Origin of the sequence: Chelatococcus sp. CO-6, from assembly GCF_001271345.1 — a bacterium.
GTDB lineage: Bacteria > Pseudomonadota > Alphaproteobacteria > Rhizobiales > Beijerinckiaceae > Chelatococcus_A > Chelatococcus_A caeni.
The window spans coordinates 320,061-337,597 of the sequence record NZ_CP012398.1; the positions used below are offsets into that span (position 1 = coordinate 320,061).

General features: G+C 70.7%; 17 protein-coding genes. 11 read left to right on the forward strand and 6 right to left on the reverse strand.

The annotated features are described in order from the left end of the window. Positions 1 to 13: 13 nt before the first annotated feature. From fumC to AL346_RS01710, 3 genes are read left to right on the forward strand one after another with little or no spacing between them, the layout of a single operon-like run. Positions 14 to 1,441, forward strand: a complete 1,428-nt coding sequence (gene fumC, locus AL346_RS01700) for a class II fumarate hydratase (protein WP_019404399.1) — start codon at positions 14 to 16, stop codon at positions 1,439 to 1,441. A 10-nt stretch (positions 1,442 to 1,451) separates the two neighbouring features. Beyond that, the gene (locus AL346_RS01705) at positions 1,452 to 1,643 is read left to right on the forward strand and encodes a DUF4169 family protein (RefSeq protein ID WP_019404398.1); all 192 of its coding nucleotides are present in this window, start codon (positions 1,452 to 1,454) and stop codon (positions 1,641 to 1,643) included. Continuing rightward, positions 1,640 to 1,876 carry a ribbon-helix-helix domain-containing protein gene (locus AL346_RS01710; RefSeq protein WP_019404397.1) on the forward strand — a complete coding sequence of 79 codons (237 nt, stop codon included), beginning with the start codon at positions 1,640 to 1,642 and terminating at the stop codon, positions 1,874 to 1,876. Before AL346_RS01705 ends, AL346_RS01710 begins: the two co-directional genes overlap by 4 nt. A gap of 6 nt (positions 1,877 to 1,882) precedes the next feature. On the opposite strand, the gene AL346_RS01715 is transcribed toward AL346_RS01710, so the two are convergent. From AL346_RS01715 to AL346_RS01725, 3 genes are all read right to left on the reverse strand, one after another. Next, the gene (locus AL346_RS01715) at positions 1,883 to 5,653 is read right to left on the reverse strand and encodes an AsmA family protein (RefSeq protein WP_019404396.1); all 3,771 of its coding nucleotides are present in this window, start codon (positions 5,651 to 5,653) and stop codon (positions 1,883 to 1,885) included. 127 nt (positions 5,654 to 5,780) lie between these two features. Beyond that, on the reverse strand, positions 5,781 to 6,344 hold the full coding sequence (locus AL346_RS01720) for a toxin-activating lysine-acyltransferase (RefSeq protein ID WP_019404395.1): 564 nt from the start codon (positions 6,342 to 6,344) through the stop codon (positions 5,781 to 5,783). Positions 6,345 to 6,502: 158 nt separating this feature from the next. Next, entirely contained in the window at positions 6,503 to 7,921 is a 1,419-nt protein-coding gene (locus AL346_RS01725; RefSeq protein WP_019404394.1) for an FAD-binding oxidoreductase, read from the reverse strand. Positions 7,922 to 8,108: 187 nt separating this feature from the next. Here AL346_RS01725 and AL346_RS01730 point away from each other — a divergent pair, with 187 nt between their 5' ends. Further along, positions 8,109 to 8,660, forward strand: a complete 552-nt coding sequence (locus tag AL346_RS01730; protein WP_019404393.1) for a thioesterase family protein — start codon at positions 8,109 to 8,111, stop codon at positions 8,658 to 8,660. 6 nt (positions 8,661 to 8,666) lie between these two features. Here the strand turns inward: AL346_RS01730 and AL346_RS01735 are convergent, their stop codons facing one another. Next, positions 8,667 to 8,939, reverse strand: a complete 273-nt coding sequence (locus AL346_RS01735) for a hypothetical protein (RefSeq protein ID WP_019404392.1) — start codon at positions 8,937 to 8,939, stop codon at positions 8,667 to 8,669. A 114-nt stretch (positions 8,940 to 9,053) separates the two neighbouring features. Here AL346_RS01735 and AL346_RS01740 point away from each other — a divergent pair, with 114 nt between their 5' ends. From AL346_RS01740 to AL346_RS01760, 5 genes are read left to right on the forward strand one after another with little or no spacing between them, the layout of a single operon-like run. Further along, positions 9,054 to 11,453: an ATP-dependent helicase gene (locus tag AL346_RS01740; protein WP_053193176.1), complete on the forward strand. Its 2,400-nt coding sequence runs from the start codon at positions 9,054 to 9,056 to the stop codon at positions 11,451 to 11,453. Positions 11,454 to 11,468: 15 nt separating this feature from the next. After that, on the forward strand, positions 11,469 to 11,771 hold the full coding sequence (locus tag AL346_RS01745; protein WP_026015517.1) for an HlyU family transcriptional regulator: 303 nt from the start codon (positions 11,469 to 11,471) through the stop codon (positions 11,769 to 11,771). Positions 11,772 to 11,831: 60 nt separating this feature from the next. After that, positions 11,832 to 12,695, forward strand: coding sequence for an AraC family ligand binding domain-containing protein (locus AL346_RS01750; protein ID WP_019404389.1), 864 nt, complete (start codon positions 11,832 to 11,834; stop codon positions 12,693 to 12,695). Continuing rightward, a complete protein-coding gene (locus AL346_RS01755; protein ID WP_019404388.1) occupies positions 12,692 to 13,423 on the forward strand; it encodes an AzlC family ABC transporter permease in 732 nt (243 codons plus the stop codon). Before AL346_RS01750 ends, AL346_RS01755 begins: the two co-directional genes overlap by 4 nt. Then, entirely contained in the window at positions 13,420 to 13,722 is a 303-nt protein-coding gene (locus AL346_RS01760; protein WP_019404387.1) for an AzlD family protein, read from the forward strand. The genes AL346_RS01755 and AL346_RS01760 overlap by 4 nt, the downstream gene beginning before the upstream one ends. Before the next feature lie 243 nt (positions 13,723 to 13,965). On the opposite strand, the gene AL346_RS01765 is transcribed toward AL346_RS01760, so the two are convergent. After that, entirely contained in the window at positions 13,966 to 15,792 is a 1,827-nt protein-coding gene (locus AL346_RS01765; protein ID WP_019402718.1) for an aminopeptidase P family protein, read from the reverse strand. 258 nt (positions 15,793 to 16,050) lie between these two features. Between AL346_RS01765 and AL346_RS01770 the strand changes: the two genes are divergently transcribed. Continuing rightward, positions 16,051 to 16,263, forward strand: a complete 213-nt coding sequence (locus AL346_RS01770) for a hypothetical protein (RefSeq protein WP_019402719.1) — start codon at positions 16,051 to 16,053, stop codon at positions 16,261 to 16,263. A 47-nt stretch (positions 16,264 to 16,310) separates the two neighbouring features. Further along, a complete protein-coding gene (locus tag AL346_RS25775) occupies positions 16,311 to 16,433 on the forward strand; it encodes a hypothetical protein (protein ID WP_019402720.1) in 123 nt (40 codons plus the stop codon). 10 nt (positions 16,434 to 16,443) lie between these two features. Here AL346_RS25775 and AL346_RS01775 read toward each other — a convergent pair whose 3' ends face one another. After that, complete coding sequence (locus tag AL346_RS01775) at positions 16,444 to 17,361, reverse strand: 50S ribosomal protein L11 methyltransferase (protein WP_053193179.1); 918 nt, start codon at positions 17,359 to 17,361, stop codon at positions 16,444 to 16,446. Positions 17,362 to 17,537: the final 176 nt, after the last annotated feature.

Below are 17,537 nucleotides of genomic sequence, written 5' to 3' on the forward strand. Positions count from 1 at the left end.
AAAGGCGACTGCCATGTCCGACGCATCCGGAACGAAGACTGAGGCCAAGGGCGGTGCCGTCCGGCAGGAAGAGGACAGCTTCGGCCCCATCGCCGTTTCCGCCGCCCGGTACTGGGGCGCCCAGACCCAACGGTCGATCCAGAACTTCCGCATCGGCGGCGAGCGCATGCCGCTGCCGCTCATCCGCGCCCTCGCCCTCATCAAGCGCATCGCGGCCGAGACCAACGGCGAATTGGGCCTTCTCGAGCCGCGCCTCGCGCAGGCCATCGCCACCGCCGCGGACGAGGTCCTCGAGGGGCGGCATGACGAGGAGTTCCCCCTCGTCATCTGGCAGACCGGCTCGGGCACCCAGACGAACATGAACGTCAACGAGGTGATCGCAGGCCGGGCCAACGAGATTCTCGGCGCCGGCCGCGGCGGCAAGAGCCCGGTCCATCCCAACGACCACGTCAATCTCGGCCAGTCGTCCAACGACACCTTCCCGACGGCGATCCACATCGCGGCCGCCATCGAGATCGAGCGCCACCTTCTGCCTGCCCTCGCCCATCTCGGCGGCGTCATCGATGCCAAGGCCCGCGCCTTCGTCGACATCATCAAGATCGGCCGCACGCACCTGCAGGATGCGACGCCGGTCACGCTCGGCCAGGAATTCTCGGGCTATGCGGCGCAGATCGCGCTCGCCATGGACCAGATCCGCGCCGCCCAGCCGGGCCTCCTCTCCCTCGCCCAGGGCGGCACCGCCGTGGGCACCGGGCTCAATGCCCATCGCGACTTCGCCGCGCGTTTCGCGGCCCGCGTCGCCGAGCACACGGGGCTCGCCTTCACCTCGGCGCCGAACAAGTTCGCCGCCCTCGCCGGCCATGAGGCCGCCGTGTTCGCCCACGGCGCCCTGGCGAGCACCGCGACCGCCCTGTTCAAGATCGCCAACGACATCCGCCTGCTCGGCTCCGGGCCGCGCTCGGGCCTGGGCGAGCTGTCGCTGCCCGAGAACGAGCCCGGCTCGTCGATCATGCCCGGCAAGGTCAACCCCACCCAGGCCGAGGCCATGACCATGGTCTGCGCCCAGGTGCTGGGCAACAACACCACCGTCGCCTTCGCGGCGAGCCAGGGCCATTTCGAGCTCAACGTCTTCAAGCCGGTCATCGCCCATGCCCTGCTGCAGTCGATCCGTCTCCTCGGCGATGCGGCGACGAGCTTCGCCGACAACTGCGTCGCCGGCATCACGGCCAACGAGGCGCGCATCGGCGAGCTCATGGGCCGCTCGCTGATGCTCGTCACCGCGCTCGCCCCGCATATCGGCTACGACAATGCGGCGAAGATCGCCAAGACGGCGCACAGGAACGGCACGACGCTGCGTGAGGAAGCGCTCGCCTCCGGCCTCGTCGGCGCCGAGGATTTCGACCGCTGGGTCGACCCGTCGGGCATGCTCGGCCCGCGGTGAGGAGGGCGCCATGGCCGAGATCGTGAACCTGCGCATGGCGCGCAAGGCCAAGGCCCGCAGCCGGAAGGAGGCCGAGGCCGAAGCCAACCGGGCCCGCTTCGGCCGGCCGAAGGCCGAGCGCCTCAAGACGGAGCGCGAGGAGGAGCGGGCGGCGCGGGCGCATGAGGGCCACCGGCTGGCCGCGCCCGACGAGGAGACATGACGCCGCCCGGCCGCGCCGGCATCGTCAAGCGCTCGCTGGTCATCGCCGGCCACAGCACCAGCGTGTCGCTGGAAGAGCCGTTCTGGGCAGCGCTCAAGGAGATGGCTGCGGCGCGCGGCATCTCCGTCGCCCAAGCGGTCGCCGCCATCGACGAGGAGCGTGGCGAGCAGAACCTGTCCTCCGCCATTCGCGTTGCCGTGCTCGCCTATGTGCGCGCCGCGGCGCGCGGCTGAGCTGCGTCAGCGGGCCGTCGGCCGGATATCGAGCGGTCCGCCCGGAGAAGGCGGCGTGCGGCCGCTTGGCGCCGTCGGAGCCTCGGGCGAGCCCCCGCTGCCGCCCGTCGGCGACACCGTCGGCTCCCCTGCCCCATCCGGCTCGAACTCCGGCAGGCGGTGGATGGCCGGAAGCTGCAGCTGCGTCGGCCCGCGCCCCTCCTGCGACTGCGGCTGCAGCCGGAACGGGGTCTCGGGTGGGACAGGCGCCTGCTCCTGCCGCTGGCTTTCCTCGCGCAGCAACTCCTCCAGCCGCCTCTGATCCTCCTGGCGCTGCAAGTCCTGCTGCCGCTGCAAGTCCTGCTGCCGCTGCGCCTCCTCCTCGCGTCGCCTCGCCTCCTCCGCCGCGCGGCGCTCGGCCTCGCGGGCGCGCTGCTCGCGCTCCGCCCTGAGACGGCGGTTGTGGAAGGCGCGCTCGCGCGCGTCGGCTTCCATCGCCTCGATGCGCTCGAGTTCACGCACGATGCCGATGGCGGCGAGGCCATTGGCGAGGCTGCCCGCATCGAGGCTGCGCTTCGGCGCATCGACCGGCCCGGACCAGATGGCCACCGCCTGGGGCGACGGCCCTGTCCAGCCTTTCGGCGACGTCGCCGCGATGACGGTCGCCCGCAGGTCGACGGTGAGGCTGCGCAGGTCGAGCGTGCCCGAGAGCGATCCCTCGGCCACCCCGGCCTGCGCCGGCATCGTCAGCGGGCCGAAGCGCAGGACGCCGCCGGACAGGCTGACGGGGCCGGACAGCTGCGGCAAGGGCCACGTGCCCTCGTCGAGCTCCTCGGCAAGCGCGGCCGTCACGATCGGCAGGTCCGGCCGCAGCGTGTCGGCGGCGAGTGCCTGCGCCACCATGCGGGTGACGGCCGATGGATCGAGCCCAGGGATCGACGCATCCGCCACCGACAGGGTGGCGCCGCCGGCAAGGTTGGCGACGAGCCGCGCCGGGCTTTCCCCGGCCGTGCCGATCTCGAAATCGCCGCTGAGGGTGCCAGGAAGCCCGCTGCCGGCGATGCTCGAAAGCGGAATGGTCGTGAGCTTGCCGCGCGCCGAGATCGCGGCGAGGGAGCCTTCGCGGCGCATCGTCAGACTGGTCTCGATGCGGCCGCCCGAGAGCTCGCCATTGAGATCGTCGATGGCGAGCCCGGCCGGATGCAGCGACAATCGCAGCGCCGCATCGCGCAAAGTGAGCGTCGGCGTCAGGGCCAGGCTGCCGGCGGTCAGCGTCAGGGCACCGTCGACAGGCGGGGCGGCGGCACCAAGGCGCTCGCCGGACCATACGCGCCCCTCGGGCGCCATGGGAAGGGGGCCCAGCGCGAGCGCCGCGACATTGGCGAGCGCCAGGCGCTCGAAATGGACCGCCCCCTCGACACGGCCGCCCTCGCCCACGGTCAGGCGCCCGTGCAGCGGAACGCCGCCCGCCGTCGCCGCAAGATTGACGAGCGACAGCCCCCTGCCGCCGAGCGTCGCATCGGCGGTCAGTTCGAGCGGCAATGCCCCTGCGCCCGGCAACGGCCGCGCCAGCACCTCCGCGAGGCGGCCGAGGTCGCCCGCCGTCATCGTTACCCGCCCGGCGAAGAGCGGCGCCGTTTCGGAAAAGCTGAAGGTTCCCTCGCCGGCGAGGCTCGCTCCGGCGGCCGCGAGCGAGAAGCGCCCGGCCATGTCGTCGAGCGCAGCGCCCCGCGCCGAGATCGACAGGCGGCCCCCCTCGCCGTCCGGCAGCGGCAGGACATCGAAGCCGAGCTGCCCGAGCAGTTGCGCCCCGTCGCCGGCCCCGAGGCTGACCTCGAGCTCCGCCCCCACCCCTGAAGCGGGCGGCAGCGACAGCCCCATGTCCACCTCGGTGTCGCCGATCCTGCCGTCGGCCTTGACGAAGAGCGGCGCACCGGCGTCCACGCGCCCCGCCTCGAGCGTGAGGCGGAGCGCCCCGCCGTCTGCGACCGCCCGCGTCAGCGCCGCCGCGGCGCGCGCCGGCAGGAAACGGGAGGCGAGCGCGGCGAGCGCCTGCGGATGGTCGGCGTCGATGGTCGCGCCCAGCCGCCCGCCAGCGGCATCGATGCGCCCTTGCGCCTCGATCTGCGCGCCGCCGAAGCCCGACGCATTGAGATATTCGACGACGATGCCCTGCGATCCGGCCTCCACGAGGGCGCTGAGGCGCCCCAGCGCGTCACGGCCGGACGCCCCGAGGCCGAGGTCGCGCGCATCGAGCGACAGGCCGATGTCGGCGCCGGAAGCAAGGGCGAGCAGCCCGTCGAATTGCGGCAGGGCGGCGATGTCGACCCTGCTCGCCGTCACCTCGGCCTCGTAGCGCGGGCGCCCGCCGCTGCCATCCGCGGGCATGAAACGGATCGCGCCGCCGACCTCCGCCTCACCCGCCTTCACGGCGATGTTGCGCGCGCCGATGCTGCCGTGATCGAGCGCGAGCTCGGCGCTGGCGGACAATCGCGGCAGGCCCGCGAGCGCTTCGGCCAGCGACTGCGACGCCCCCATGCGCACCAGCGCCCGCGCGAACACCAGCGGCTGGCCGCTGTCGAGCGAAATGGACCCCGTTCCCGAGATGTCGTCCTTCGGCCCGCCGAGCGGGATGAGCCCCTCGCCGCGTGCCGCGATGCGGGTTTCCCCCGGCAGGCCGAGATCGAACCGGGACAGGGCGAGGACGTCCCCGTCGCGATGCAATCCGGCCGTGAGCGGGCCGAACTCCTCGCCCGCGATCGCCAATGCCTCGAGCGACAGGTCGAGGCGGAGCGGCAGCCGCGCAAGCAAGCCGGCCGCGCGGAGCCCGAGCGCGCCTTCGTCGATCCGCTCGCGCAGCACGTCGAGGTCGACGCGCCGGCCGCCGAGGCTCGCCCGGAGGGCCGGCCGGCCGCCGAGGTCGAGCGTCGCCGTGCCCGTCAGCGCAAGGTCCTTGCTGCCCTCGCCGTGCGTGAGGTCGAGCGTGAGGTCGCGCGCCGAAAGGCTGCGGATGTCGCCTTCCACGGCGCCGGAGAGAATGATCTGGCGAGGTTCGCCGGCGCCGGCCAAGGGTTCGGTGTATCGCACGGCGGCCGCAAGGCCGGGCAGCAATCTCCCGCCGGGCCCGTCGGCGAGCTTCAGCACGCCATCGACGTCGAGCAGGCCTCCACCTGCGGCGCGGCCGAGCACGGCCTTCAGCCGCATGTCGCCGCCGGCTTCACGCACCCCCGTCGACACGCGCAGCGGAACGCCGTTCGCCTCGCCCTCGATGCGCCAGGGCCCGGCGAGGCTCGCCGCCACGATCTCGGCCTCGATCTCGCCGATTCGCGCGATCTCGGCGCCGGCGGCATCCTCCACCCTGATCTCACCGCGCGTGATGCCGAGGCGTTCGATGGCGATCGCGACATTGGCGGCCGAGACAGAACCGGGGCGCGGCAGGACAAGGGTTCCGTCGTCGGTTACGCGTACGGCAAGAACGGGCGCGTCGAGGCCCGCCTCGATCACCCGCACCTCGCCCTTGATGAGGGGCATCGGCGCGACCTCGACCGAGAGCCGCCGGGCGGCAAGCATGGCCCCGCCGGCTTCGCCGAGGCTGACGTCGCTCAGCACGATCTCCGGCGTCGGCAGGAGGCGCAGCTCGATGACCCCGCCGGTGCGCACCGGCAGCCCGAGGGCCTCGCCCAGCACGCCCTCCACCTCGCCGCGGCGCGCCTCCCAATCGATGAAATAGGGCACCGCGAGAGCCGCGCTCAGCACAAGGATGAGGAGGATGGCAATGACCGTCAGAAAGTCGCGCACGCTCGTCGGGCTCGGCTGATCGAGGTTTTCACCTCACTTTAGCGGATTTGACGGCACGGCTGTGGCGAGCCTTGCGTCGCCAACCGCGGCTCGGCCCTTTCATCTCTGGCACGTCGGCCGGGCAAGCTCAATGGACCGGGCGCCGGCCGATGGCTTCGCCGGTGCCGCCGGGCGGCAGCCACCGCCTCGCGGCATCCCCCGCCATGAAGCGGGCGTGGCGCGCAGCGAGCGCGGCGAGCGCTTCGCCGGGTCCCGGTTGCGCCTTCCCGGCTTCCTGCACCTTCCACATGTGCACGCAACGCCAGCCCCCGCCCAGCCCCCGACGCAGGCGGCGCAGGCTGCGGCCGGAGAAGACGGTGCCACGCAGGTCGCGGACGACGGGCAGCGCCTTGCCCGGCGCTGCCACGAGATCGACCAGCCAGGTCTCTTCACCCGCATCGAAATCCGCATCGAGGAGCTCGCGCTCGCCGGTCAGGAGCCCATCGGCCGCCTCTCGCGTCAGATAGGCCCAGGTGGCGAAGGCCTGCGGCTCCCCGTCGGCAAGGTAGAATTTGATCTGCCCGCGCGAGATGGCCGGCACGAGGCGCCGCTCGACATCCTCGAGGCGCATGTCGCGATACCGGGGCGAGCGCGGCAGCAGGGAAACCGCGGCGCCGAGCGCCTGCTGCTCCCAGAAACGGGTTGCATTCATCTGAAAATGATCTTGCTTTGAAAATATGGAGGCGATCGCAATGCGCGCCTCTATAGCCCAACCGGATCACATAAAGAAGAAGCAGAATGTCGGCTCCCGGCCTTGTGATTGCCGCCGGGGCGGGGCGGAGAAGCAAGCCGCCTCTCCACCCCGGGTCTTCACGCCCGCGGCGGCAGCGTCTTGCCGGGATTCATGATGTTGAGGGGGTCAAGCGCGGCCTTGAGCGTGTGCATCACCTCAAGCGCCGGCGCGCCGTGCTCCTCGACGAGATAGACCATCTTCTTCTGACCGACGCCATGCTCGCCGGTGCAGGTGCCGCCCATGGCGATGGCGCGGCGCACGAGCCGGTCGATGAAGCCCTTCACCCGCTCGACCTCGTCCGCATTGTCGAGGTCGAGGAGGGGCTGGCAATGGAAATTGCCGTCGCCCACGTGGCCGGCGATCGGCGAGATGAGGCCGCTCGCCTCGATGTCGCGCTTGGTCTCGTCGACGCATTCGGCAAGGCGGGAGATCGGCACGCACACGTCGGTGGCGACGGAGCGGGCGCCGGGCCGCAGCGCCAGCGCCGCCCAATAGGCGTCGTGCCGCGCCTGCCAGAGGCGGGAGCGATCCTCGGGCTGGGTCGCCCAGTCGAAGGCGCCGCCTTCGAACTCCGCCGCGATCTCGCCGAAGCGCTCCGCCTGCTCCTTCACGCCCGCTTCCGTGCCGTGGAACTCGACGAAGAGCATCGGCGTCTCCTGGAGGCCGAGCTTGGCGTGCAGGTTGACGCCGCGAATCATCACCTCGTCGAGCAGCTCGATGCGGGCGACCGGCAGGCCCATCTGGATGGTGGCGATGACGGTGTCGCACGCGGCCTTGACCGAGGGGAACGGGCACACGCCGGCCGACACCGCCTCGGGAATGCCGGAGAGCTTCAGCGTGACCTCGGTGATGACGCCGAGCGTGCCCTCGGAGCCCACGTAGAGCCGCGTGAGATCATAGCCCGCCGAGGTCTTGCGGGCGCGCGTCGAGGTCTTGACGATCTCGCCCGCCGGCGTGACCACCGTGAGCGCCAGCACATTGTCCTTCATCGTGCCGTAGCGGACCGCATTGGTGCCGGAGGCCCGCGTCGCCGCCATGCCGCCGAGGGAGGCATCCGCCCCCGGATCGATGGGGAAGAAGAGCCCCTGGTCGCGCAGGTGCTCGTTGAGCTCCTTGCGCGTGACGCCCGCCTCCACCGTGCAGTCGAGGTCCTCCGCATGGACGGCGACGATGCGCTTCATGCGGCTCATGTCGATGGACACGCCTCCGTAGGGCGCGTTGACATGCCCTTCGAGCGAGGTGCCCGTGCCGAAGGGGATGACCGGCATGCGGTGCGCGGCGCACAGCCGCACGATCTCCGCAACCTCCTCGGTGCTCTCGGGGAAGACCACGGCGTCCGGCGGCTGGTTCGGGATCCATGTGAGGGTATGGCCGTGCTGCTCGCGCACGGCCTGGCTCGTGACGAGGCGGTTGCCGAAGCGCTCGGCGAGCGCGGCGACGACGGCCGCCACGGTCGTCTCGTCGGGCCTTGCCGGCCGTTCTGCGACGGTGGTCATTCTCGAATCCTCGGGCTGTTGCTCATGGGCTCGAGCGCATCTTCTATGCCCTTGCGCCGCGCACAAGTGCGCATTCGTCGCAAGGCGACACGATTCATTAGGTTTGCATTCAGGTTGGAATGCTTAAACTTTGACCCTGGGGTGCCTCGCCCGGCGCCCGACAGCCAGCACGATCCGGAGAGGTTCCTTGCGCAACCCGGCAGACGCACCGGCCCTGTTCTTTGCCCCCTTCGTCTCCTCGACCATGCGGGCGGAGGCGCACTGGATCGACTACAACGGCCACCTCAACGCCGCCTATTACAACGTCTTCTTCGACCGGGCGGTGGATGAGGCCTTCGGGCTCGTCGGGCTCGGCCCCGGCTATGTCGAGGAGCGCAAGGCCTCGTTCTTCGTGGTCGAGAGCCACATCCGCTACCGGCGCGAACTGCGCGAGAACGACCCGGTCCGCGTGACGCTGCAGCTCCTCGCCTTCGACGAGAAGCGCATCCACTATTTCATGGAGCTGCATCACGCCGCCGAGGGCTGGCTGGCGGCCTCCTGCGAGAACCTGTCGCTGCATGTCGACATGCGCACGCGCAAGGTAGCGGCCTTCCCGCCGGACATCCTGGCGAACCTCGCCGTCATGCGCGCGGCGCATGCCCGCCTTCCGCATCCGGAAGACGCCGGCAGGTCCATCGCCGTGCCCGACCGGGGCGAGGAAGAGCACGAGCCGCAACTCGCCTCCGGCACCCGCCACTGACCGCGATCAGCAGCGCGGGCATTCCAGGGAGCGCAGGGGCTGCTGGAAGCGGTCGATCTGCTGCTGCTGCCGCATCTGGTTGAATTCGAACTGCTGCTGCTGCCGGTCCTGCGAGCGCTGCAACTCGCGTGTCACGTCGCGATCGGACTGGCGGTATTGCCGCTCCACGCGGTTGAGCGCCCCTTCCTGGCCGTGCGCCGGCAGCGGGCCGGCAAGACCGACCATCAGCGCCGCGCCCGCGGCAAGGGCCGGCGCGAGCAACACCATCCTGCGGGGCATTCTGTCCACTCCTCTCGTCATGCCCCTTATATAGGGGCTGCGTGCCTCCCATCCTAGGCCGGCAGGCGTCCTCGACACTCGACGCCGTTCGCCTTTTGGTCCATGGTCCGACCGATGACTCGCGTACCCCCACAGGGCCCTGCGTCCGGCCCCGACGATCTCGCCCACACGCCCCGCCCCGGCTCGCTCGCCGCACGGGCGCGCGCGGCCGCCGCGCCGACGCCCTATCTCTCCGGTCTCAATGCCGAGCAGCGCCGGGCGGTGGAGGCGACCGAAGGCCCGGTCCTCGTGCTCGCCGGGGCCGGAACGGGCAAGACGCGCGTCCTGACGACGCGCATCGCCCATCTCATCGCCACCGGGCTCGCCTGGCCGTCCGGCATCCTCGCCGTGACCTTCACCAACAAGGCCGCGCGCGAGATGAAGGAGCGCGTCGCGCACCTCGTCGGCCCCGCGGCGGAGGGCATGCCCTGGCTCGGCACCTTCCACGCCATCGGCACCAAGATCCTGCGCCGCCACGCCGAGCTCGTCGGCCTCAAATCCGACTTCACCATCCTCGACGTCGACGACCAGATCCGGCTGCTGAAACAGGTGCTGCAGGCCGAGAATATCGACGACAAGCGCTGGCCGGCCCGCCAGCTCGCCAGCCTCATCGACGGCTGGAAGAACCGCGCCCTGCAGCCCTCGAAGGTGCCGCACGGCGAGGCCGCCGCCTTCGCCCACGGGCGCGGCGCGGAACTCTATGCGCTCTATGAGGAGCGGCTGAAGATCCTCAACGCGGCGGACTTCGGCGACCTGCTGCTGGAATCGATCCGGCTCTTCCAGGAGCATCCCGACGTCCTCGCCGACTACCAACGCCGCTTCCGCTACATCCTCGTCGACGAGTACCAGGACACCAACGTCGCCCAGTACCTGTGGCTGCGCCTCGTCGCCCAGGCGCACCGCAACCTGTGCTGCGTCGGCGACGATGACCAGTCCATCTACGGCTGGCGCGGCGCGGAGGTGGACAACATCCTGCGCTTCGAGCACGACTTCCCCGGCGCCACCGTGGTGCGGCTCGAGCGCAACTACCGCTCCACCGGCCATATCCTCGCCGCCGCCTCGCATCTCATCGCCCATAACGAGGGTCGTCTCGGCAAGACCCTGCGCACCGAGGACGAGCCGGGCGAGAAGGTCACCGTCACCGGTGCCTGGGATTCCGAAGAGGAGGCCCGCCTCATCGGCGAGGAGATCGAGGCCTTGCAGAGAAAGGGCCATCCGCTCTCCGAAATGGCCGTGCTCGTGCGCATCTCGGCGCAGATGCGCGAGATCGAGGACCGCTTCGTCCAGCTCGGCCTGCCCTACCGCGTCATCGGCGGCCCGCGCTTCTACGAGCGCATGGAGATCCGCGACGCCCTCGCCTATCTGCGCTGCGTCGTGCAGCCGGCCGACGACCTCGCCTTCGAGCGCATCGTCAATACGCCGAAGCGCGGCCTCGGCGACGCCACGCTGCAGGTGCTGCACGCCCATGCCCGCGCCGCGCGCATCCCGCTCATGGAGGCGGCGCGCTTCATCGTCGAGACCGAGGAGCTGAAGCCGAAGCCCCGCAGGACGCTGCGCGACCTCCTCGCCAGCTTCTCGCGCTGGTCGCAGAGCCTCGAGGCGACGCCCCACACCGAGCTCGCCGAGGTGGTGCTGGAGGAATCCGGCTACACCGAGATGTGGCAGAAGGACCGTTCGGCCGAGGCCGCGGGCCGGCTGGAGAACCTCAAGGAGCTCGTCCGTTCGCTCGAGGAGTTCCCCGACCTGCAGAGCTTCCTCGAACATGTCTCGCTCGTCATGGACGCGGTCGAGAGCGACAGCGACGACCGCGTCAGCATCATGACCCTGCACGCCGCCAAGGGGCTCGAGTTCGACACCGTCTTCCTGCCCGGCTGGGAGGAAGGGCTGTTCCCGAACCAGCGCGCCCTCGACGAGAGCGGCCGTGCCGGCCTCGAGGAGGAGCGGCGCCTCGCCCATGTCGGCCTCACGCGGGCGCGGCGCCGGGCCAAGCTCTATTTCGCCTCCAACCGCCGCATCCACGGCCTGTGGAACTCGACCATCCCGAGCCGCTTCATCGATGAATTGCCGGAGGCGAGCGTCGAGGTGACCGAGGCGCCGGCTGCCTATACCTACGGCAGCTACGGCCAGAGCCGCTTCGACATGGCCGAGCCCTTCCGCTCCTCCTATGCGACGCCGGGCTGGCAGCGCGCGCAGGCCAACAGCGCCGGCTGGGCCGGCGGACGCGGCGGCCAGTCGGGCAGCTTCGCGTCGGGGCGCGGTGCCGGCGCGAGGCGCGGCGGACCGCTGATGATCGAGGGCGAGCTCGTCGCCAAGTCGACGGGCACGGCATCGGCCTTCGGCACGGGCGACCGCGTGTTCCATCTCAAGTTCGGCCCCGGCACGGTCACGGCTGTGGACGGCAACAAGCTCACCGTCGATTTCGACAAGGCCGGCCGCAAGATGGTGCTCGACAGTTTCGTTGAGCGCGGCAGCTGAGGGGGAGATGAGCCAATGAGCTTTCTAAAGGGACTTTTGGGCGGGCTCTTCGGCGGCGGGCGGGAGGCCTCGGCCGAGGAGGCGCCTGCGGGCGAGGCCGTGGAATACAAGGGCTTCCGCATCCGCCCCGCGCCCTACCCCGCCGGCGGCCAGTTCCAGACCGCCGGCATCATCGAGAAGGACATCGGCGGCGAGATCAAGGAATATCGCTTCGTGCGCGCCGAGACCCACGCGAGCCGCAGCGACGCGGAGAATTTCGCGCTCACCAAGGGCCGGCAGATCGTCGACGAGCAGGGCGAGCGTATCTTCAAGGATTGAGATCGCTCGCATCACTTTTGTTCAAGACCGGCCTCGGGCGCTTTCGCGTATGATGGCGGCATGGATACGGTGACACAGGAAGAGGCTTTTGCGGCGACGCCGCTCGCGGATGACGAGCGGGCGCGTTTCTTCGCGGCCTCGCCCTTCGGCGGGCTGGAGTGCCTGACCGCCACCTTCCGCTCGCACCGCTACGCTCCGCATGCGCACGAGACCTATGCCGTCGGCGCCATCCTCGCCGGCTGCGAGACCTTCTCCAGCCGCCGGGGGCGCGGCTATGCGGGACCGGGCGAACTCGTCTTCATGAACCCGCACGAGGTGCACGACGGCGCCCCGCACGACGGCGGCTATGCCTACCGCATGAGCTACCCCTCCATCGAGACGCTGAGCGCCGTCGCCGCCGAGGTGAGCGGGCGCTCCGATTTGGGCATCCCCTTCTTCCCCCAGCCCGTGGTGCACGATCCGGCCGGCTTCGCCCTCTTCGTGGAGGCCCACGTGGCCCTGCAAGAGGAGGAGGACGCCCTCAAGGGCGCCGAGCTCCTCTACAGGTTCCTGTCCCTCGCCATCGTGCGCCATGCCCGCCTGCCCGCGCGCGAGCCCGGGCGTGAGCACGGCCCCGTCGCGCGCATCAAGGCGCTGCTCGGCGAGCGTTTCGCCGAGCCCTTCACGCTGGAAGACCTGGCGGCGGAGGCGCGCCTGTCGCGCCATCATCTCATCCGCGCCTTCGCGCGCGAGACGGGAATGACCCCGCACGCCTTCCTCGTCAATCGCCGCATCAATGCCGCCGAAACCCTGCTGCGCGCCGGGCTCTCGCCGGCCGAGGTGGCGCAGGCGACGGGCTTTGCCGACCAGAGCCACCTCACCCGCGCCTTCAAGCTGCGCCGCGGCGTTACGCCCGGCGCCTACCGCATGGCCTTTGCCCGATGAACAAGCCCTTTGCGCCCTCGGCGCCGGTCGACATGGCGCGCGAGCGCGCGGCCGGCATTCGCGACATCATGCCCGTGATGATCGCCGCCGCGCCCATCGGCCTCCTGTTCGGCGCCCTGTGCGCCGGCAAGGGCCTGAGCCCGGCCGAGGCCGGCCTCATGTCCGTCCTCGTCTTCGCCGGCGGGGCCCAGTTCGCGGCGCTCGAACTGTGGACATGGCCGGTGCCCATCGCCACGCTCGCCTTCTCGACCTTGCTCATCAACGCCCGCCACATCCTCATGGGCGCCTCGCTGGCGCCGAAGATGCGCGGCTTCTCCCTCGGCCAGAAGCTCGCCGGCTTCTACGTCCTCACCGATGAATCCTGGGCGCTGGCCGAGCGGCGGGCGAAGGACAGGCCGCTCACCCCGGCCTACTGGTTCGCCGTCGCGGGACTGCTGCCCCTCTCCTGGGTGGGCGCAACCATCGCCGGGGCCGTCCTCGGCTCGTTCCTGGGCGATCCGGCGCGCATCGGCGCGGATTTCGCCTTCACCGCGCTTTTCATCGGCCTCATCGCCGGCTTCTGGAACGGCCGCGTCAGCGCCGCCGCCATCGGCGCGAGCGCCGCCGCCTCGGCCGCCACCTATTTCGCCTTCGGCCCGCCGTGGCACGTGGCGGCCGGCGCACTCACCGGCATCGCCGCCGCCTATGTCGCCGCCCCCGCCGGCGAGGACGCGCCGGAGGCCGCATGACCATCGACCCGACCACGCTCGCCGCCATCCTCGCGATGGCGGTGATCACCTACCTCACGCGCATCGCCGGCATCTTCCTCGTCGGACGGCTCGCCCTCTCCGGCCGCGCCAAGGCGGCCTTCGACGCCATCCCGCCGGCTGTGCTCGTCGCCGTCATCGCACCGACCGCGCTCGCCACCGGCTGGCCGGAGACGCTCGCCGCCCTCGTCACCGCCGTGGCCGCGACGCGCCTGCCCCTCCTCGCCACCATCGCCGTGGGTGTCGCGAGCGTGGTCCTGCTGCGGATGGTCGCGGGATAGTATCGGCTGGCTTCGCACCAGGCGGTACCGAGACAGCAGAGCACCGCTCCTCCCTCCCCCCGCTTGCGGCGGGGAGGGTCGGGGTGGGGGGCGGTGCCGCAGGCAGGAGGCCCGGAAGCTTGGGCGCGCCGGCTCGAACGTCTGGCGTGGCAATGGGCGGCGACGCCCCCCACCCCTACCCCCTCCCCGCCGCAAGCGGGGGGAGGGGAAGCTCGGAGCCGGGCAGCCCTGCTCAAGGCAGGGTCAGCCCCCGATCGCCCGCGTCGCCTCTTCCAGCCACTCCCGGTCCGCGCCTTCCAGCGCCGGCGTCAGCGCCTCGCGCACGCGGACGTGGTAGGCGTCGAGCCAGGAACGCTCCTCGTCGGTGAGCAGCGAAGGCTCGACAAGCGCGAGGTCGATCGGTGCCAGCGTCAGCGTCTCGAAGCCGAGCATCGGCCGGTCGGCACCGGGCATGTCCCGCTCCTCGACGAGGACGAGGTTCTCGATGCGGATGCCGTATTCGCCTTCCTTGTAGTAACCTGGCTCGTTGGAGAGGATGACGCCCGGCTCGAGCGGCGTCGTGCCGAGCTTGGAGATGCGGTGCGGCCCCTCGTGCACCGAGAGGAAGGCGCCGACGCCGTGGCCCGTGCCGTGATCGAAGTCGAGCCCCGCCTCCCACAGCGGCCGGCGGGCGAAGCTGTCGAGCTGCGCGCCGCTGGTGCCCTTGGGGAAGACCGCCGTGGCGATGGCGATGTGACCCTTGAGCACGCGGGTGAAGCGCTCGCGCATCTCGGCGCTCGGCGTGCCCACGGCGAGCGTGCGCGTGATGTCCGTCGTGCCGTCCTCGTATTGCGCGCCGGAATCGATGAGGAAGATGCCCTCGCCGATGCGGCGGTTGCTCGCCATCGTGACATGGTAATGCGGCAGGGCCGCATTCGGCCCGGCGCCGGCGATGGTGTCGAAGGAGATGTCGACGAGCGCATTCGTCTCGGCGCGGAAATTCTCCAGCGCGACCGCGGCGTCGATCTCGGTGAGGCCACCGCCGGGCGCCTCGCGGGCGAACCAGGCGAGGAAGCGGGCGATGGCCACGGCGTCGCGACGCTGTGCGGCGCGGGCCCCGGCCTTCTCCGCCTCGTTCTTGACCGCCTTCATGAGGCTGATCGGGTCATCGCCGACATCGGCCGTGCCACCGGCCGCGCTCACCGTCTCGCGCAAGGCCGCCGCCGCCGTCGCCGCGTCGAGCCGCACACGCCGTCCGCCGGCCGCCGCCGTGGCGAGCGCGGCGGGAAAAGTGTCAGGAGGGGCGATATCGGCGAGCGGCGCCAGCGCCTCGCGCAGCTCCGCCCCGATCTTGCCCTCGTCCATGAAGATCGTCGCCCTGCCCTCGCGCGGCACGAGCGCATAGCCGAGGGCCAGCGGCGTATGGGTGACGTCCGCCCCCCGCAGGTTGAAGAGCCAGGCGAGATTATGCGGGTCGCTGACGACGAGGGCATCGCTGCGCGCCTTGGCGAGCTTCTCGTTGAGCTGCGACAGCTTGTCGGCCGCGGAGATGCCGGCGAAGACGAGCGGATAGGGCCGCGCCGGTGCGCGCGGCGGCGCGGGGCGGTCGCTCCAGATGGCATCGACGGGGTTGTCGGCCACCGGCACCAGCGTGCCGCCCGCCTCCTCGGCCGCCCGGGCGAGCCTGTCCACCGCCGCCGGCGTGTGCAGCCATGGGTCGTAGCCGAGTTTCGCCCCCTCCGGCAGGTTCTCGCCGATCCAGGCCGAAGGCGGCGTTTCGTTGCTCGCGACCGGCCCGAAGAGTTCGGTGTCGACCTGCTCGCGCACCTGCAGCGTATAGCGCCCGTCGACGAAGATCGCCGCCTTGTCCAGGAGCACCACCGCCGTGCCGGCCGAACCGGCGAAGCCCGTGAGCCAGGCGAGCCGCTCCGCATGGGGCGGCACGTATTCGCCCTGGTGCTCGTCGGCGCGCGGCACGACGAAGCCGTCGAGGCCCCGGCGGCGCAATTCATGCCGCAGCGCAGCAAGACGCGGCCCGCAGGCCGCCGGGTCGCGATCGTTGTCGAAGGCCTGAAAGCGGCTCTGCCTCATCAGCTTCGGGCTCCCTCATGCAAATGTTTCATATGTAACCGGTTTTTGGGCTTCGCGCGCCCAATGCGGCGGCAGCGTCGCACAATTGTCATGCACCTCACGCTGCTCTGGCAAGCATCCCGCGAACAGGCCCGCTCAGCATGCATAGGTCATATGCGCTGACCCATCTTCTTCGCACCTGCAGCATTCCCTATATTGCGACCATAAACACGCGAGGAAGCGTTCCCGGGCTGTCCTCCAACGTGCGGAGATGGACCCATGGCTTACGTTACGACCGACATCGCTTATGTAGCGCCCAAGAAGACCGGTGTCTTCAAGCGCATCCTCAATGCCCTCGTCGAGGCGCGCATGCGCGCTGCCGACCGGGAAATCCGCCGCCTCGAGGCGATCTACGGCCCGCTGACCCTGAAGGACGCGGACCTCGACAAGGTCAGCCTCGGCAAGTCCGGCGCCCTGCCCTTCGCCCGCTGAGGCGAGGGACTGCGCAGCCGGTTCACATCGATCGAAAGGCAACAGACATGTTCATCGTGACCATCCTGAGGGCAATCGGCCGTTTTACGGTCACGATGGCCGAGATCGTCGCTGAGGCGCAGGCCATGCGCCGCGAGATGCGTCGCCGCTACCCGGCCATCGATTACTGACAGCGGCCTTTCATCGACTCGGGCGGGGGGCAGCGCCTCCCCGCCTCAGAACCAGCGTCGCCCAGCCTTCACGCTCGGCACGCCTGACGAGCGCCAGCCCCTGCGAGGCATAGGCGCTGACGACCCCCGGCACATCGCGGACGAGCAGCCCCGAGAGCACCAAGGTGCCCTGCGGGGCAAGCACTTTGCGCAGGGACGGCGCGAGAAGCCTGAGCGGCCGGGCAAGGATATTCGCAAAGACGAGATCGTAGTGACCCGCGCGGGCGGCAAGACGATGCTGCACGCCCGGCGCTGCGTAAAGCCGCACGTGGTCGCGCGCGCCGTTCAGTCTCGCGTTGGCGCGCGCGACCGCGACGGCCACCGGATCGATGTCCCCCGCCACCACCGGCTCGTGCAGCGCCCGCGCCGCGGCGATGGCAAGGATGCCAGTGCCGGTGCCGACGTCGAGCACATGGCGCGGGCGCCCGCGCTTCAGCTCCGCAACAAGCTCCAGGAGGCAGCCGAGCGTCGTGCCGTGATGGCCGGTGCCGAAGGCGAGCGCCGCGTCGATCTCGATGGCGATGTCGTTCGCCCGCACGACCTCCCGGTCATGGCTGCCGTGGACGAGGAAGCGCCCGGCCCGCACGGGCTTCAGGCCCTCGAGGCTCGCCCTCACCCAGTCCTTCACCTCGATCGGCGCGAAAACCGCCGCGTCCACCGCATCGCCGACGATGGGGCGCAGCAGGCTCAGGATCGCCGCCTGGTCCGGCGCGCTCGAAAAATAGACTTCCAGGTGCCAGCGCCCGTCGGCCGCCTCGAAGGCCGCCACCGCCGTCTCGGCCGGATCGAAGAACTCCCCGAGGAGCTCGACCATGGCCTTGGCGGATCTCTCGTCCGCGGCAAGGCGCATGGAATGGGTGGGCTTGTGTGGCGGCAGGCCTTCGAGCATGGGGCTGGCTTTCAGATGGAGAATGGCGCGTGTCTTAGACCGTGTCGCCGCCCGAGGAAAGGGCGGGAGCGGTTCACGCCAAGGTACTCGCATATGAACGAGCGCAATTGATCCCTCCCCTTGAGGGGAGGGTGGATCGCGCCGTCCGAAGTCGGATCTATCCGACTTCGGCTTCC

What these genes read in the sequence shown, in the direction of transcription:
- AL346_RS01755 (WP_019404388.1), top strand. Translation starts at nt 12,692, where the DNA reads ATGAACAAGCCCTTTGCGCCCTCGGCGCCGGTCGACATGGCGCGCGAG.
- AL346_RS01720 (WP_019404395.1), bottom strand. Translation starts at nt 6,344, where the DNA reads ATGAATGCAACCCGTTTCTGGGAGCAGCAGGCGCTCGGCGCCGCGGTT.
- AL346_RS01745 (WP_026015517.1), top strand. Translation starts at nt 11,469, where the DNA reads ATGAGCTTTCTAAAGGGACTTTTGGGCGGGCTCTTCGGCGGCGGGCGG.
- fumC (WP_019404399.1), top strand. Translation starts at nt 14, where the DNA reads ATGTCCGACGCATCCGGAACGAAGACTGAGGCCAAGGGCGGTGCCGTC.
- AL346_RS01770 (WP_019402719.1), top strand. Translation starts at nt 16,051, where the DNA reads ATGGCTTACGTTACGACCGACATCGCTTATGTAGCGCCCAAGAAGACC.
- AL346_RS01750 (WP_019404389.1), top strand. Translation starts at nt 11,832, where the DNA reads ATGGATACGGTGACACAGGAAGAGGCTTTTGCGGCGACGCCGCTCGCG.
- AL346_RS01725 (WP_019404394.1), bottom strand. Translation starts at nt 7,921, where the DNA reads ATGACCACCGTCGCAGAACGGCCGGCAAGGCCCGACGAGACGACCGTG.
- AL346_RS25775 (WP_019402720.1), top strand. Translation starts at nt 16,311, where the DNA reads ATGTTCATCGTGACCATCCTGAGGGCAATCGGCCGTTTTACGGTCACG.
- AL346_RS01740 (WP_053193176.1), top strand. Translation starts at nt 9,054, where the DNA reads ATGACTCGCGTACCCCCACAGGGCCCTGCGTCCGGCCCCGACGATCTC.
- AL346_RS01705 (WP_019404398.1), top strand. Translation starts at nt 1,452, where the DNA reads ATGGCCGAGATCGTGAACCTGCGCATGGCGCGCAAGGCCAAGGCCCGC.
- AL346_RS01760 (WP_019404387.1), top strand. Translation starts at nt 13,420, where the DNA reads ATGACCATCGACCCGACCACGCTCGCCGCCATCCTCGCGATGGCGGTG.
- AL346_RS01765 (WP_019402718.1), bottom strand. Translation starts at nt 15,792, where the DNA reads ATGAGGCAGAGCCGCTTTCAGGCCTTCGACAACGATCGCGACCCGGCG.
- AL346_RS01775 (WP_053193179.1), bottom strand. Translation starts at nt 17,361, where the DNA reads ATGCTCGAAGGCCTGCCGCCACACAAGCCCACCCATTCCATGCGCCTT.
- AL346_RS01710 (WP_019404397.1), top strand. Translation starts at nt 1,640, where the DNA reads ATGACGCCGCCCGGCCGCGCCGGCATCGTCAAGCGCTCGCTGGTCATC.
- AL346_RS01735 (WP_019404392.1), bottom strand. Translation starts at nt 8,939, where the DNA reads ATGCCCCGCAGGATGGTGTTGCTCGCGCCGGCCCTTGCCGCGGGCGCG.